The organism is Vibrio aestuarianus (genome assembly GCF_012395185.1).
Classification (GTDB): Bacteria; Pseudomonadota; Gammaproteobacteria; order Enterobacterales; family Vibrionaceae; genus Vibrio; species Vibrio aestuarianus.
The window spans coordinates 41,610-57,046 of the sequence record NZ_JAAZTU010000005.1 but is presented as its reverse complement, the minus strand read 5'-3'; the positions used below and the strand labels follow the sequence as shown (position 1 = coordinate 57,046).

General features: G+C 42.1%; 12 protein-coding genes. 9 read left to right on the top strand and 3 right to left on the bottom strand.

Features of this window, described 5'->3' with window-relative positions:
* The first annotated feature begins 33 nt into the window (after positions 1-33).
* The 5 genes from HGG78_RS03350 to mscS all read left to right on the top strand — a co-directional run bounded on the left by HGG78_RS03350 (position 34) and on the right by mscS (position 6,907).
* A complete protein-coding gene (locus HGG78_RS03350; RefSeq protein WP_172532085.1) occupies positions 34-1,989 on the top strand; it encodes a ligand-gated channel protein in 1,956 nt (651 codons plus the stop codon).
* Between the two features lie 177 nt (positions 1,990-2,166).
* Positions 2,167-3,207 carry an erythrose-4-phosphate dehydrogenase gene (gene epd, locus HGG78_RS03345; protein ID WP_053311393.1) on the top strand — a complete coding sequence of 347 codons (1,041 nt, stop codon included), beginning with the start codon at positions 2,167-2,169 and terminating at the stop codon, positions 3,205-3,207.
* A gap of 148 nt (positions 3,208-3,355) precedes the next feature.
* Entirely contained in the window at positions 3,356-4,519 is a 1,164-nt protein-coding gene (locus tag HGG78_RS03340) for a phosphoglycerate kinase (protein WP_172532084.1), read from the top strand.
* Between the two features lie 154 nt (positions 4,520-4,673).
* Positions 4,674-5,750 (top strand): class II fructose-bisphosphate aldolase, encoded by a 1,077-nt coding sequence (gene fbaA, locus HGG78_RS03335; protein WP_053311391.1) that lies wholly within the window; start codon positions 4,674-4,676, stop codon positions 5,748-5,750.
* Between the two features lie 293 nt (positions 5,751-6,043).
* Positions 6,044-6,907, top strand: coding sequence for a small-conductance mechanosensitive channel MscS (mscS, locus tag HGG78_RS03330; RefSeq protein WP_168523440.1), 864 nt, complete (start codon positions 6,044-6,046; stop codon positions 6,905-6,907).
* An 87-nt stretch (positions 6,908-6,994) separates the two neighbouring features.
* On the opposite strand, the gene HGG78_RS03325 is transcribed toward mscS, so the two are convergent.
* Both HGG78_RS03325 and HGG78_RS03320 read right to left on the bottom strand, forming a co-directional pair.
* Positions 6,995-7,477, bottom strand: a complete 483-nt coding sequence (locus HGG78_RS03325) for a YbaK/EbsC family protein (protein WP_172532083.1) — start codon at positions 7,475-7,477, stop codon at positions 6,995-6,997.
* A 9-nt stretch (positions 7,478-7,486) separates the two neighbouring features.
* Entirely contained in the window at positions 7,487-8,119 is a 633-nt protein-coding gene (locus tag HGG78_RS03320) for a LysE family transporter (protein WP_172532082.1), read from the bottom strand.
* Between the two features lie 126 nt (positions 8,120-8,245).
* Between HGG78_RS03320 and HGG78_RS03315 the strand changes: the two genes are divergently transcribed.
* Positions 8,246-9,142, top strand: coding sequence for a LysR family transcriptional regulator ArgP (locus HGG78_RS03315; protein WP_172532081.1), 897 nt, complete (start codon positions 8,246-8,248; stop codon positions 9,140-9,142).
* 94 nt (positions 9,143-9,236) lie between these two features.
* Positions 9,237-9,929, top strand: a complete 693-nt coding sequence (locus HGG78_RS03310; RefSeq protein ID WP_172532080.1) for an oxidative stress defense protein — start codon at positions 9,237-9,239, stop codon at positions 9,927-9,929.
* Between the two features lie 652 nt (positions 9,930-10,581).
* Here HGG78_RS03310 and pykF read toward each other — a convergent pair.
* Positions 10,582-11,994, bottom strand: coding sequence for a pyruvate kinase PykF (pykF, locus tag HGG78_RS03305; RefSeq protein WP_172532079.1), 1,413 nt, complete (start codon positions 11,992-11,994; stop codon positions 10,582-10,584).
* A gap of 427 nt (positions 11,995-12,421) precedes the next feature.
* Here pykF and HGG78_RS03300 point away from each other — a divergent pair, with 427 nt between their 5' ends.
* Positions 12,422-13,183, top strand: a complete 762-nt coding sequence (locus HGG78_RS03300; RefSeq protein WP_053311384.1) for a DeoR/GlpR family DNA-binding transcription regulator — start codon at positions 12,422-12,424, stop codon at positions 13,181-13,183.
* 82 nt (positions 13,184-13,265) lie between these two features.
* A complete protein-coding gene (glmS, locus tag HGG78_RS03295; RefSeq protein WP_053311383.1) occupies positions 13,266-15,098 on the top strand; it encodes a glutamine--fructose-6-phosphate transaminase (isomerizing) in 1,833 nt (610 codons plus the stop codon).
* Positions 15,099-15,437: the final 339 nt, after the last annotated feature.

Sequence of the window (15,437 nt, the reverse complement as noted above, 5' to 3'; positions counted from 1 at the left end):
AATTAATAATCATTATCATTTAAGGAGTGGTACATGTCCAGACTGAATCCGCTGAATGCCGCAATTATTGCCGCGCTCGGATTGCTCGCCTCATCTCACGCGTTAGCAGACGATATTCAACACCATGAGAAAGTGGTGGTAACCGCTGCAGGTTTTGAGCAAACGCAGGCTCAAGCTCCAGCAAGTATTAGCGTTATTACTCGAGAGGAGTTGGAATCACGCTATTACCGTGATGTAACGGATGCATTGCGCAGTGTGCCTGGCGTGCTAGTGACCGGCGGGGGTGACAAAACGGATATTAGTCTGCGCGGTATGAGCTCAAACTACACTTTGATGCTGGTGGACGGAAAGCGTCAGTCATCTCGCCAAACTCGCCCTAATAGTGACGGACCAGGTATCGAACAAGGCTGGATGCCACCATTGCAAGCGATAGATCGTATAGAAGTGATACGTGGCCCAATGTCGACACTGTATGGGTCTGACGCTATTGGCGGTGTTATCAATATCATTACCCGGAAAGATAACCAAGAGTGGTCTGGGAGTGTTCAATTAGACACTTTGCTGCAAGAAAACAGAGACTCTGGGGACCAAAATAGTGCTAATTTCTTCTTAACGGGGCCGCTTGCCGATAACTTATCTCTGCAACTGTATGGTCAAAGTATTGAGCGAAAAGAAGATAATATTGAAAATGGTTACCAAGATAAGAGCTTAAAAAGTTTAACATCAAAACTGAATTATCAATTTAATGAACAACATGAGCTGGTACTGGAAGTTGGTGCGTCAGCGCAAGATCGTCGCGGCAATGTTGGTTTGTCGGTGCCAACCACGGGTTGTAGAGGTGAATGTGAAGACAGTTTAAATGAATACCGTCGCACATATGTCACGTTATCTCACCAAGGGAATTGGGGTGAGTATGGTGTTTCTGATAGTTACCTGCAGCGTGAAGTGAGCAACAATAAAAGCCGTGAGATGGAAATTATCAATACGATGGCGAAATCCAGTTTAGTCGTTCCATTGACGAATAATACTGTCACGGCAGGGGTGGAATTCTCACATTCCGAATTGGAAGATTTCACATCAAACCAAGCATCGGATTTGACACAAATTAACAATACGCAATGGGCGATATTTGTTGAAGATGAATGGAAGCTTGCTCAGTCCTTTAAACTCACTTTAGGTGGGCGTTTTGATCATGATGAAAATTATGGTTCACATTTTAGTCCTCGAGCTTATGGTGTGTGGACACTAAATCCTGAGTGGGTTATCAAAGGTGGGGTTGCGACAGGTTTTCGTTCTCCACAATTAAGAGAAGTGACACCAAACTGGGCACAAGTGAGCGGTGGCGGCAATATTTACGGTAACCCGGATCTGACACCTGAAACATCACTCAACAAAGAATTGGGTGTAATGTATCAAAATGGCGCCAGCTTAAATGCCAGCCTAACCTTCTTCCATAATGATTTTAAAGACAAAATCACGCGTGTTGCTTGTCCAAGTAATGTTTGTAGTGATGGTCCAAATCAATGGGGTTCTGATCCAACTTATCGAGTTAATGTTGACGAAGCGTATACTCGTGGAGTGGAAAGTACTTTGGGGGTACCTGTAACAGAAACGCTTTATTTCACGGCGAGTTACACCTTCACAGACTCTGAACAAAAAACGGGTCAATACCAAGGCATGCCATTAAATCAACAGCCTAAACACCTGTTTAGTGCAGATCTTGATTGGCAAGCGACAGACCGTTTAAATAATTGGTTGAAATTCACTTATCGTGGTAAAGAAAGTAACCCAGTGACTGGGCCTTCAAATAGCAGTTTGATTGAACCCGCTTATCAGTTTATCGATACTGGAATCACTTACGCGCTTTCTTCTCAAGTAAGTTTGAAAGCTGCAATTTACAATTTACTCGATGAAAAAATCACCTATCAAGAATATGGCTACGTTGAAGATGGACGTCGTTACTGGTTAGGTATGGATATTAACTTCTAACTTTCGGTAGAAATGGCTCGCTTAATGTGAGTCATTTTTTATTTGCTTGACGTATCAACACTGCGAGTGAGAATCAAAGCGTTCAGGGAAATTCTATTTAACGTTTTATTAGGGTGTTGCTCTTAGCTGCTATCGGTTACTATTTGTGCCACTTAAAAAAGTTAAGATGATAGAAGAATGCTTAAAGTCGCAATCAATGGTTTTGGGCGTATCGGACGCAATGTATTACGTGCGATATATGAAAGTGGAAAGAATGAGCACATTAAAGTAGTTGCCGTGAACGAGTTGGCGCAGCCTGATGCGATGGCTCACCTTCTGCAATATGATACAAGTCATGGTCGATTTGGAAAAAAAATCAGCCATGATCAAGAGCACATTTATATCCACCATGACGCTTTGTCGCAAGCAAAGGGAAAATACGACTCGATTCGGATATTGCATCTTAGCGAAATTAAACTACTGCCTTGGCGCGATTTAGGCGTCGATATTGTTTTAGATTGTACGGGTGTGTACGGTTCTAAGGCTGATGGTCTAGAGCATATTGAAGCCGGTGCAAAGAAAGTGTTGTTTTCTCACCCGGGGGCGAATGATCTGGATAACACCATCATCTACGGTGTAAACCATGAAACGCTTCGTGCGGAACACCGCATAGTCTCTAACGGTTCTTGCACTACCAATTGCATTGTTCCTATTATCAAAGTGCTTGATGAAGCATTTGGTATCGATTCGGGAACCATCACCACTATTCACTCTTCAATGAATGATCAACAAGTGATCGATGCTTACCATACAGACTTGCGTCGTACTCGTTCTGCCAGCCAATCTATCATCCCGGTTGATACCAAGTTGCATAAGGGGATTGAAAGGATCTTTCCGAAATTTTCTAACAAATTCGAAGCCATATCAGTGCGCGTACCGACAGTAAATGTGACGGCTATGGATTTAAGTGTCACAATTAATACAAATGTGAAAGTTAATGACGTAAATCAAACCATAGTTAACGCATCTCAGTGTACATTACAGGGCATTGTTGACTATACTGAAGCGCCGCTTGTTTCCATCGATTTCAACCATGATCCCCATAGTGCGATTGTCGATGGTTCACAAACAAGAGTAAGTAATGGGCAGTTAGTAAAAATGCTCGTTTGGTGTGATAACGAATGGGGCTTTGCGAATCGTATGCTGGATACGGCGCTCGCAATGCAAGCATCCGAGTAGTAGCAGGATGATGGAGAATTATTTATTTTTATCCTTGAAATAAATAATGATAATCTCCATATCAATAACCAGTTTGAAGAATTAATAGGCTCGGCAAGGTTGCCGGGTTTCCAAAAACTTTATTTATTAATATTTGAGAGGACAAACCATGTCTGTAATCAAGATGACCGACCTGGACCTAGCAGGTAAACGCGTATTTATCCGTGCTGACCTAAACGTACCAGTGAAAGATGGCAAAGTAACTTCTGATGCACGTATTCTTGCATCTCTACCAACAATTCAGCACTGTCTAGCGGCTGGCGCTAAAGTAATGGTTACTTCTCACCTAGGTCGTCCAACCGAAGGCGAATACGCGGAAGAGTTCTCTCTACTACCAGTTGTAAACTACCTAAACGACGCGCTAGATTGCGAAGTTAAATTAGCAAAAGATTACCTAGATGGCCTAGAGCTGAACGCAGGTGAGCTTGTTGTTCTAGAAAACGTTCGCTTTAACAAAGGCGAGAAAAAGAACGAAGAAGAGCTTTCTAAGAAATACGCTGCACTATGTGACATCTTCGTCATGGATGCATTCGGTACGGCTCACCGTGCACAAGCGTCAACTCACGGTGTTGGTATGAACGCGCCTATCGCGTGTGCTGGTCCTCTACTTGCTGCTGAGCTAGAAGCGCTAGGCAAAGCAATGGATAACCCAGAGCGCCCATTAGTTGCTATTGTTGGTGGTTCTAAAGTTTCAACGAAACTGACAGTTCTTGAGTCGCTATCTAAAATTGCTGACCAATTGGTTGTTGGCGGCGGCATTGCGAACACGTTTATCGCAGCATCTGGCCATAACGTTGGTAAGTCTTTGTACGAAGCTGACCTATTAGAAACTGCTAAAAAATTAATGGAAGAGTGTTCTATTCCAGTAGCCACTGACGTTGCATGTGCTAAAGCATTTGACGAAAACGCAGAAGCTGAAATCAAAAACGTTGCTGACGTCCAAGATGACGACATGATTTTCGACCTAGGCCCTGATTCAACTGCTCAACTTGCTGAAATCATTACTAACGCAAAAACGATTCTTTGGAACGGCCCTGTAGGCGTATTTGAATTCAAAAACTTTGAAGCGGGTACGGCTGGTATTTCTAAAGCAATCGCTGAATCTGCAGGTTTCTCTGTAGCAGGTGGTGGTGACACACTAGCGGCTATCGACAAGTTCGGTATCAAAGCTGATGTTTCTTACATCTCTACTGGTGGTGGTGCTTTCCTTGAGTTTGTTGAAGGTAAAGTGTTACCAGCGGTTGAAATGCTAGAAGCGCGCGCTAAAGCATAATCATGAATGAGAGCGGGGGATTACTCCCGCTTTCTTGTTTGCTGCATAGGCGTTTTTATTCTGCTAGAATAGCGTCAGTTGTGAGCAAACGTTTGCAAGAATTTAAACTTAACTGTTTTATTTTTAAAACGACAGAATAAATAGGATCAAATCCATGTCTAAGATCTTCGATTTCGTAAAACCTGGTGTGATTTCTGGCGATGACGTACAGAAAGTATTTGAAGTAGCAAAAGAAAACAACTTTGCACTTCCAGCAGTAAACGTAGTAAACACTGATTCAATCAATGCGGTACTTGAAGCAGCATCAAAAGTAAAAGCACCAGTGGTTGTTCAGTTCTCTAACGGCGGCGCAGCTTTCTTTGCTGGTAAAGGCGTTAAACTTGAAGGTCAAGGCGCTCAAGTTCTTGGTGCTGTCGCTGGCGCGAAATACGTTCACGCAGTAGCGGAAACTTACGGTGTACCTGTTATTCTGCACACTGACCACGCAGCGAAGAAACTACTTCCTTGGATCGACGGTCTACTAGACGCGGGTGAAGAGTTCTTTGCTCAAACTGGTAAGCCTCTATTCTCTTCTCACATGCTAGACCTTTCTGAAGAGTCTCTAGAAGAGAACGTTGAAACTTGTGCGAAATACCTAGAGCGTATGGCTAAAATGGGTATGACTATCGAGATCGAACTAGGTTGTACTGGTGGTGAAGAAGACGGCGTTGATAACTCTGATATGGACGCATCTGAGCTTTACACTTCTCCTGAAGATGTTGCATACGCTTACGAAAAATTGAGTGCAGTTAGCCCACGTTTCACTATTGCGGCTTCTTTCGGTAACGTACACGGTGTTTACCAAGCTGGTAACGTTGTACTGACTCCAACTATCCTACGTGATTCTCAAGCATACTGTGCAGAGAAGTTTGGTATTGCGCCTAACGCTCTAAACTTCGTATTCCACGGCGGTTCTGGTTCTTCTGAAGCTGAAATCAAAGAATCAATCAGCTACGGTGTTATCAAAATGAACATCGATACTGATACACAGTGGGCGACTTGGGATGGTATCCGTAAGTACGAAGCAGAAAACCACGATTACCTACAAGGCCAAATTGGTAACCCTACTGGCGAATCTGCTCCGAACAAGAAATACTATGATCCACGCGTATGGCTACGTGCTGGTCAAGCTTCAATGGTTGCTCGTTTAGAGAAAGCATTCGCTGACCTTAACGCGGTTGACGTACTATAATTCATTAAATTGAATACGATATTAGCCCGCTCATTGAGCGGGCTTTTTTGTTGTCAAAATTCAGTCTAAGCACTGGCGAATTATGAGAATATTGCTTAATCTGTAACAAGCTGATATCAAGTTTTGGGGTAACTTTCTGTTTTGTCAGTCTTATCATTAAACTGGCTTTGCAAAATTATCAAAGTAAGATATTGTGCCAAAAAAATGACATCGCACGGTGAGTGTAAGTTTTTACTCTTGATGTTCAAATACAACAGCAAAATTATGACGATTTTATTTAGAGGATACGGAATATGGCTAGTGAATCTATGGGAATTGAAGTCCCATTGGTCGATGGTTTAGCGCAAGCGAATACTTGGTTAATGGATAACTCAGATCTTTTGGTGCAATACGGTGTCAATATTATCTCTGCGGTACTGATCCTGTTTATCGGTAATATCGTGGTCAAAGCCGTCGCGGGTAGTGTCGCGAAGGTTTTGAAAAAGAAGGAAATGGATAATGCGGTCGTTGAATTTATCCATGGTTTAGTCCGTTATTTGTTGTTTGTTATTGTACTGATTGCTGCTTTAGGGCGCGTAGGCGTTGAAACCGCTTCAGTGGTTGCCGTTATCGGTGCAGCAGGCTTAGCTATTGGTTTAGCACTGCAAGGTTCACTTTCTAACTTTGCAGCAGGTGTGTTGATTGTCGCATTCCGCCCATTTAAATCCGGTGATTATGTTGAAATCAGTGGAGTGGCGGGTTCTGTTGAAGCTATTCAAATTTTCCAAACCATTCTAAAAACACCTGATAACAAAATGGTTGTTGTTCCTAACTCTGGCGTTATTGGTGGAGCCATTACTAACTATTCACGTCATGCAACTCGCCGTGTTGATATGGTGATCGGTGTTTCTTACAAAGCTGATCTGCAAAAAACCAAGCAAGTGTTACGTGCAACGTTGGAAAAAGATCCGCGCATCTTAAAAGATCCAGACATGACAATTGGTGTACTGGCGCTAGCTGATTCTTCTGTAAACTTTGTAGTACGTCCATGGGTAAAAACTGAAGATTACTGGGGTGTATACTTTGATTCAATGCAAGCTATTAAGGAAGCACTGGATGCCAATGGTATCGAGATTCCATTCCCACAAATGGATGTGCATTTAAACAAACTAGATTGATTCGGTTTGTAAGAATCCATTTTATTTAGATAAAGAAAAAGGCGTGAAATGAGTTATCATTTCACGCCTTTACTGTCATTAGCTTATCTATAAGGTATGGATTGTGTTTGGAAGTAGTGATAGCAACCGGTCTAAATCTTGCCCAGTAATACCGAATGTATATTCTGGATCGCCCGGCGTATACAGAAGTTCTTGATGCTGAAATAAGGTGCGATCAACAACCATAATAATGTGGGGCGGAAGTCCAAATGGGCAAACGGCACCTGGTACACAACCTAATTGTTCAATCATCTCTTCATCGCTACAAATAGAAGGACGTTTACCTAGCAACGCTTTAAGTTGCTTGCTGTCTAAGCGTTTGTCTTTCTCTGTCAAGTAGAGTACAAAGTCGCCATTTTTAAGTTTTAGAAATAGACTTTTACTGTGTGTGCCGATCCAATCCAATTGCTTCGCTATTTTTTCATCGGTCGCAAAATCTAGGATCGGTTCATGCCGCCATTGGTTAAAGGTGATTCCTGCCTGTGCTAATAAGTCGAGATTTGCTTTAAATATGGCTTCTAGCCGAGTCATGTTTTACTCCTAAGGGGAATAGCTAAGAGCTAGTTCTTTGGTCAGCATAAAGGCAATGGCAAACATCATCACCGCTACCGCTATATCGATACCTTTTTTTACTTTAGGCTTGGAAAGTGTTGGCCCTAATTTAGCCGCACCGATGGACAATGAATAGAACCAAACAAACGATGCCATCATAGTGCCTATGGCAAATAAAATCCGGTCGTTGCCTTCAAATTGACCGCCAATCGACCCTAATATGACGACAGTATCCAAATACAAATGTGGGTTCAATACTGTGACGGCCAATGCACCTAGAATGACGGTTCGCTTGCCACGAGCAATCACTTCACTGTTTGGTTCCTGATTTTTCTGTGGGTTAAAAGCACTTCTTAAAGAAAGAAACCCGTAAAATGAGAGAAATGCGATTCCACCTAATGTCACTGCGGTGAGTAGTGACTCATTTTGTGACAAAATCGCGCCACCGCCAAATACGCCCAGAGCTATAAATAGCACATCTAAAAGACTACAGATGGTTGCGGTCGTTAAGTGGTGATTACGCTTAATACCTTGGTTGAGTACATACGCATTTTGTGCGCCGATAGGAATGATCATCGTCGCGCCTAAGCCAAACCCTTGTAGCAAAATCCAAAAATTCACATCCATCCTCATATTGTGAATAAAAAGTATGCGTGCAAGATAGCGGCAGTTTTAAAATAAGTATAATTAATGATTTTAATAATATATAAGGAAGTCTAATGAGATTTGAACATAAGGAAATAATTCATGAGAGGATTGGATTATAAATGGATCGAAGCACTGGATGCGGTATTAAAACAAGGCAGCTTTGAACGAGCTGCAGAAAATCTCTATATTTCTCAATCGGCTATTTCCCAGCGAATCAAACAACTTGAAAAGTTTGTTGCTCAACCTGTTTTAATTCGTGAACAGCCACCAAGGCCGACAATGATTGGTAAAAAACTACTAGGGCTCTATCGACGTGTTCTATTGTTAGAAAATGATCTCGTTCCTGAATTAATGAATGAAGAGTGTGCGCGTCCCACTTCGATTTCAATAGCGACTAATGCTGATAGTCTAGCGACGTGGCTGCTTCCTGCATTATCAAATATCATGAAAACTCGGCAAGTTGAGTTAAATTTAGCGATTTTTGGTGAGTCTCGAACCATTGATAAACTGAAAAGTGGTGAGGTTGCAGGGGCGATTAGCTTAGAGTCCCAACCCATTGCTGGCTGTAGTGCTGATTACCTTGGAAGAATGGATTATGTCTGTGTGGCCAACCCCGACTTTTATCAGCGTTACTTCTCACAAGGCGTTAATTTTTATACCTTAAAAAAAGCGCCTGCTGTTTCCTATGATCAATATGACGATTTACATAAGAAATTTTTACATGATCACTTTAACGTTCCAAGAGATTCTGTTATCAATCATACGGTTGGAAGTTCTGAAGCTTTTGTGAAACTTGCGGTATCAGGTGCCGCCTATTGTTTGATCCCTCGTTTACAGATAGAAAAAGAGCTCGCTAAAGGGGCTCTCATCGATATCACTCCTGGTTTTATTTTGACCAACCGAATTTATTGGCATCATTGGCAATTAGAAACCGGCATATTGCAGGCGATCTCACAAGCGATCCTTGAATATGCTCGAACTGCCTTACCTCAATGATCAACGTCAGAGTTGTGTGATTTCGTTTTGCTGCTATTTGATTACTGCTGACATCGCCTATTATGTAGTCATGTAATTGAATTAGGGTAGAGACATGAAATTGATAACAAGTGTTGCAGTATTAACTGGATTAATGAGTTTTGGTTCGTGGGCGCAAGATATGAGCTTTCCTCACCTTTCCACCACTGGCTATGGTGAAGTGATTGCTGTACCAGACATGGCTGAATTCTCTGTAAAGGTCGTCGAGTCGACACTTACAGCGGAACAGGCTAAAGCAACGGTCGATAAGGTTGTTGAGTCGTTTGTAGCTCGCTTGAAAGAGTCTGGTGTTACTTCAATGCAGATTTCTAGCTCTAACCTCTACCTCGCACCGCAATACCATTATCCTAAATCTGGCAAACCAGAGTTAATCGGTTACCAAGCAACTCGTAGTGTGACTGTGGAAGTTTCTGATCTCAGTAAATTAAACCAATATTTAGATGTTGCACTGGGTGAAGGAATCAACCAAGTTGATAAGATTCAACTTAAAGTTCGTGAACAAGAAAAATACCAACAACAAGCACGATTAGCAGCGATTAAAGATGCCAATGCAAAAGCTCGTTCGTTGGCTGAGGGGTTTGAATTGAAGTTGGGTGAGGTATGGAAAATTGATTACAACACTCCTAGCACCCAGCCGATCATGATGAGAGCAATGGCTATGGATGCTAAGTCAGAGTCTAATGGTTACCAAGATTCAACGTTGACTATCCGAGATAGAGTCGATGTTGTGTATAAAATAGATGACTAAAAAATACAGATGATGCTGTTTGTGTATCTTTCTTGTTGAGGTTTATAGTGTTTGAAATCGTGTATTGCTGACGGGGGAGTTAGACTAAAGTCTAGCTGTGATCATCAGTGTTGGGTTTACCGACCTAAACGAAGACAGTAAATGCTTTTACCAGTATGCCGACATTGCTTTATATGAGTCAAAAATATCAGGTTGTAATTGCATATCATTGTGCCGCAGTAGTGATGATATCGCGTCGTGTCACGTTTTTATTTAATCGAGACTAAAGTCTAATGTCATTTTTCACTTGAGCTAAACTGAATAATAAGTAAACTGTTGCTTTTTTAATCACCAGTTTGCCCTGTTCTAGGCAGGAAGTTAGCTTTTTATTCATTTTTGAGCAAAAAGATAAGGAAATCATACGCTTCGGGCATGAGAGGCATAGTATGTATAATTATTTTCTAGTGAGATTGACCATCGGTTGTTTGGTCGTACTGGGAATAAAGCTTAGTGCGCTTTATTTTCTACCTATGGTGTTATTGCTTAACACTCACCACAAAGAATTTTTTGGTTGGTAAATGCAAATACCTTGGTGATCAGCCTACATAATTCAAATTGCAGAAACAAAAAATCGGGGCAAGCCCCGATTTTTCTGTTTTTATTCGACGCTCGATTATAGAACGTGAACAGATGCTGTGTTTGTAGTACCTGAAGCAACAAGAGCACCAGAAACCATAACCACGATATCACCTTTTTTGCCTAGACCAGAAGCTAGAGCAATTTCTTTACCATTGATGTAGAAAGCGTCTGTGTTTTCGATGCTATCAACAACAACAGGAGTAACACCTTTAGTCAGCACTAGCTGAGCCGCTGTTTTCGCGTTAGTTGTTACTGCGATGATGTTCGCTGTTGGGAAGTATTTACGTACTGAACGTGCAGATTTACCCGCTTCAGTTGCAACAACGATAAGTGGTGCAGCTAGCTTCTCTGCTGTATCAACAGCACCTTTACATACCGCTTCTGTGATACGTAGGCGAGGGCTGTCTAGACGTGAACCTAGTTCTGCTTTTAGAGCACTATCTGTACGAGCACAGATTTGCGCCATAATAGTTACAGCTTCAACTGGGTATTTACCTTTAGCAGTTTCACCAGAAAGCATTACTGCATCGGTACCATCCATTACTGCGTTCGCAACGTCACCAGCTTCTGCGCGAGTTGGACGTGGGTTCTTGATCATAGAATCAAGCATTTGAGTTGCAGTAATAACGACTTTACGTGCGCGGTTACATTTTTCGATCATCATTTTCTGAGCGAAGATAACTTCTTCAGCTGGGATCTCTACACCTAGGTCGCCACGTGCAACCATGATGCCGTCAGAAAGCTCAAGAATTTCGTCAAAGTTATCAACGCCTTCTTGGTTTTCAATTTTAGAGATGATTTGGATGCTAGCGCCGCCGTTTGCTGTTAGCAGTTCGCGAATTTCACGTACATCGTCAGCTTTACGAATGAAAGAAGCAGCAACAAAGTCAACGCCTTGCTCACAACCAAATTTAAGGTCTGCTTTATCTTTTTCAGATAGTGCTGGTAGGTTTACTGAAACATTAGGTAAGTTAACACCTTTGTTTTCGCCTAGTGCACCATTGTTTAGAACTTTACACTTAACTTCAGTAGCTGTAGTCGCGATAACTTCCATTTCGATTAGGCCGTCATCAACAAGGATTGTATTGCCTACAGTTAGGTCGTTCGCAAAACCTGCGTAAGTAACAGCTACAGTGTCTTTGTTACCAACAACGCTAGTGTCAGTAGTAAATGTAAACTCTTGACCAGCAACTAGATCAACGTCATCGCCGTTTTCTAGTTTGATAGTACGGATTTCAGGGCCTTTAGTATCCAAAAGGATAGCTAGAGTCTTACCAGTATTTTCCATTACTTTACGGAAGTTCGAGATACGAGTACCGTGCTCTGCGAAGTCACCGTGAGAGAAGTTTAAACGCATAACGTTCATGCCAGCGTTTACTAGTTCAGTTAGTTTCTCTACAGATTCAGTTTTAGGGCCAATCGTACATACGATTTTGGTCTTTTTCATGGAAGGTTCTCTCCGGTAAATTTTATTACAATTTGAAAGTTAGTTTTGTGCTCTCAAGTCATCACAAGTGGCAATCTATTCTTATCTATTACCCTACATCAATTTCAGTGATTTTGTGACCAAAGAGCTGAAAGTCTTTCAACAGTTTAGTCATTTTATGACCAACTGTTGCGGATTTTGTGTCGTAATTCTGCCACTTATTTAGCCTAAACCCAGTAAGTTGCAAAAAAATAACGGTCAATTCTGTAATTTTTTTTCTTTTCGGCGCGAATTCTACCACCTAATGAGTTCAATATCACTGTCTAAGAATTGTCTTAGGACAAGGTTTTAGTGTGAATTATTAATTTTTTGGTTCGAAATAAATAGACAGTAAAGTTTCGTTTCGGATATTATTTGTTTCGGTTCGTAATATTGAAAATAAATAAACATGTCGAAACGAAACACACAGCTTAGAAGACACACCATCGCTAACTTAGTGAATGAACAAGGTGAAGTCAGTGTTGAGGCTCTATCCGGTCAATTTGAAACCTCAGAGGTGACGATTAGAAAGGATTTGGCTTCTCTTGAAAAAAATGGTCAGTTGCTGCGTCGCTATGGCGGTGCCATCGCTTTGCCTAAAGAAGTGGTGAGTGATGAATTTAGCCCTAAAGTTTCGAACCGAAAGTTAAAGCTAGCAAGAGCCGCTGCAAAGCTGATCCGTGACCATAACCGCATCGTGATCGATTGTGGTAGCACTACAGCGGCATTAATTCAGCAGTTGAATGAAAAACGTGGTCTGGTGGTGATGACCAACTCATTAAATGTGGCGAATGCTCTGAACGAATTAGAAAGTGAACCTACATTATTAATGACCGGCGGGACTTGGGATGCTCATTCCGAATCTTTTCAAGGAAAGGTCGCCGAGTCAGTCTTGCGCTCTTACGATTTTGATCAACTCTTTATTGGTGCCGATGGTATCGACCTAGATCGCGGCACCACCACATTCAATGAATTAGTGGGGCTGAGCAAAGTGATGGCTGAAGTTTCCCGTGAAGTGATTGTCATGATTGAATCTGACAAGGTTGGACGCAAAATTCCTAATCTAGAGCTGGCATGGGAACACATCAACGTTCTGGTTACTGATAATGAACTGAGCGACGAAAAGGCTGCGCTGATTGAATCTCATCAAGTTCGAGTTATTCGCGCTTAACAACGTATTAAACGTCTCTAAGTTAAGCCTTTCGCTTGCGGCTTTAGGGATGAAACATAAATCTAAAATGGAGTGAAACCTTATGTGTGGAATCGTCGGTGCAGTAGCACAACGAGATGTGGCAGAAATTCTAGTTGAAGGACTGCGTCGTTTAGAATACCGAGGCTATGACTCTGCTGGTGTTGCCGTTGTTGATAGTGAAAGCAACCTCACTCGCGTACGTCGTTTAGGCAAAGTTCAAGAACTTGCTGATGCCGTTGAAAAACAAAACGTTGTTGGTGGTACTGGCATTGCACATACTCGTTGGGCGACACACGGTGAACCTTCTGAGGCTAACGCCCATCCACACATGTCGGGCGACATCGCTGTTGTGCATAACGGCATTATTGAAAACTATGAACAATTACGTGAAATGTTACGTGAACGTGGCTACGTATTCGAATCTCAAACTGATACAGAAGTCATTGCACACCTAGTGGAGTGGGAGCTTCGTAGTTCTTCTTCTTTGCGTGAAGCGCTGCAAAAAACGGCTAAGCAACTAAGTGGTGCTTATGGTACGGTCGTGGTTGATCGTAAAGATCCGAGCCGTATTGTTGTCGCGCGTTCAGGTAGCCCTATCGTAATTGGCTTAGGGGTTGGTGAAAACTTCTTAGCTTCTGATCAATTGGCGCTTTTAAGCGTAACTCGTCGCTTTATATACCTTGAAGAAGGTGATGTTGCTGAAATCACTCGTCGTGAAGTCGCTATTTTTGATACCAATGGCAACCCAGTAGAGCGTGAAGAAACACAGTCTAATGCTGAACATGATGCTGGTGATAAAGGCAAATATCGTCACTTCATGCAAAAAGAGATCTTTGAGCAGCCAACAGCGTTGATCAATACGATGGAAGGGCGCATTTCAGCTGATTCTGTTATTACTAACGCCATTGGTGTCAATGCTGAAGAAATACTCAACAAAGTGGAACACGTGCAGATCATCGCATGTGGGACATCTTATAACTCTGGCATGGCGGCTCGTTATTGGTTTGAATCACTTGCTGGCGTAAGTTGTGATGTTGAGATTGCATCAGAGTTCCGTTACCGTAAGTTTGTTACTCGTCCAAACAGTTTGTTAATTACCCTTTCTCAATCTGGTGAAACGGCCGATACTCTGGCTGCATTACGTCTAGCGAAAGAAAAAGGTTACATGGCAGCCATGACAGTCTGTAACGTCGCGGGTTCATCTTTGGTTCGTGAGTCTGATTTTGCCTTCATGACTCGTGCTGGCACCGAGATCGGTGTTGCATCAACCAAAGCCTTTACTACTCAATTAGCCGCTTTATTAATGATGGTTACCGCACTTGGCAAACAAAAAGGTGTGATTGGCCGTGAAAAAGAAGCAGAGATAGTAGAAGCATTGCATGCATTGCCAGCTCAAATTGAACAAGCCTTGTCATTTGATAAAGAAATTGAAGCGTTAGCGACAGATTTTGCTGACAAGCATCACACGTTATTTTTAGGTCGCGGTGAATTCTACCCGATTGCGATGGAAGCTTCGTTAAAACTGAAAGAGATTTCGTATATTCACGCAGAAGCCTATGCGGCCGGTGAATTGAAACATGGCCCGTTAGCATTAATTGACGCAGACATGCCAGTAGTCGTTGTTGCACCGAATAATGAACTGCTTGAAAAACTAAAATCAAACGTGGAAGAAGTTCGCGCTCGTGGTGGCTTGTTGTATGTCTTTGCTGACGAAAAAGCAGGCTTTGAAGGTGATGAAAACATGAAAATCATCACCATGCCGCATGTCAGTGATATCACAGCACCTATCTATTACACCATACCAATGCAGCTACTCTCCTATCACGTTGCATTGATCAAAGGGACCGACGTAGACCAACCACGTAACCTAGCGAAAGCGGTAACGGTTGAGTAATACTCTGTACGAATGATATGGGTTGTATGGGAGTAATGAAGTCTCATACTAAAATGGCAGCGTTCTCATCGGTACGCTGTCATTTCTAAATCAAAAATGCCCCTTTATCATTCATGTATTGTTAACGTTAGTTTCCCCTACTAAAAGTTAGCCACACTTATATTGCTGGTCGGTGCTGGTCCCCATGTTGTATTAGGGATCTATCCACCAAAACATCAACCTTCCTCATGCTGTCTTGCTCATATTTAATGCCAGTTTTCATGGATGATATAGCCTGAACGTCGCATAACCAAGGGTTACCCTATAATGTAACCATAATGATAACTATAATTAAAACAA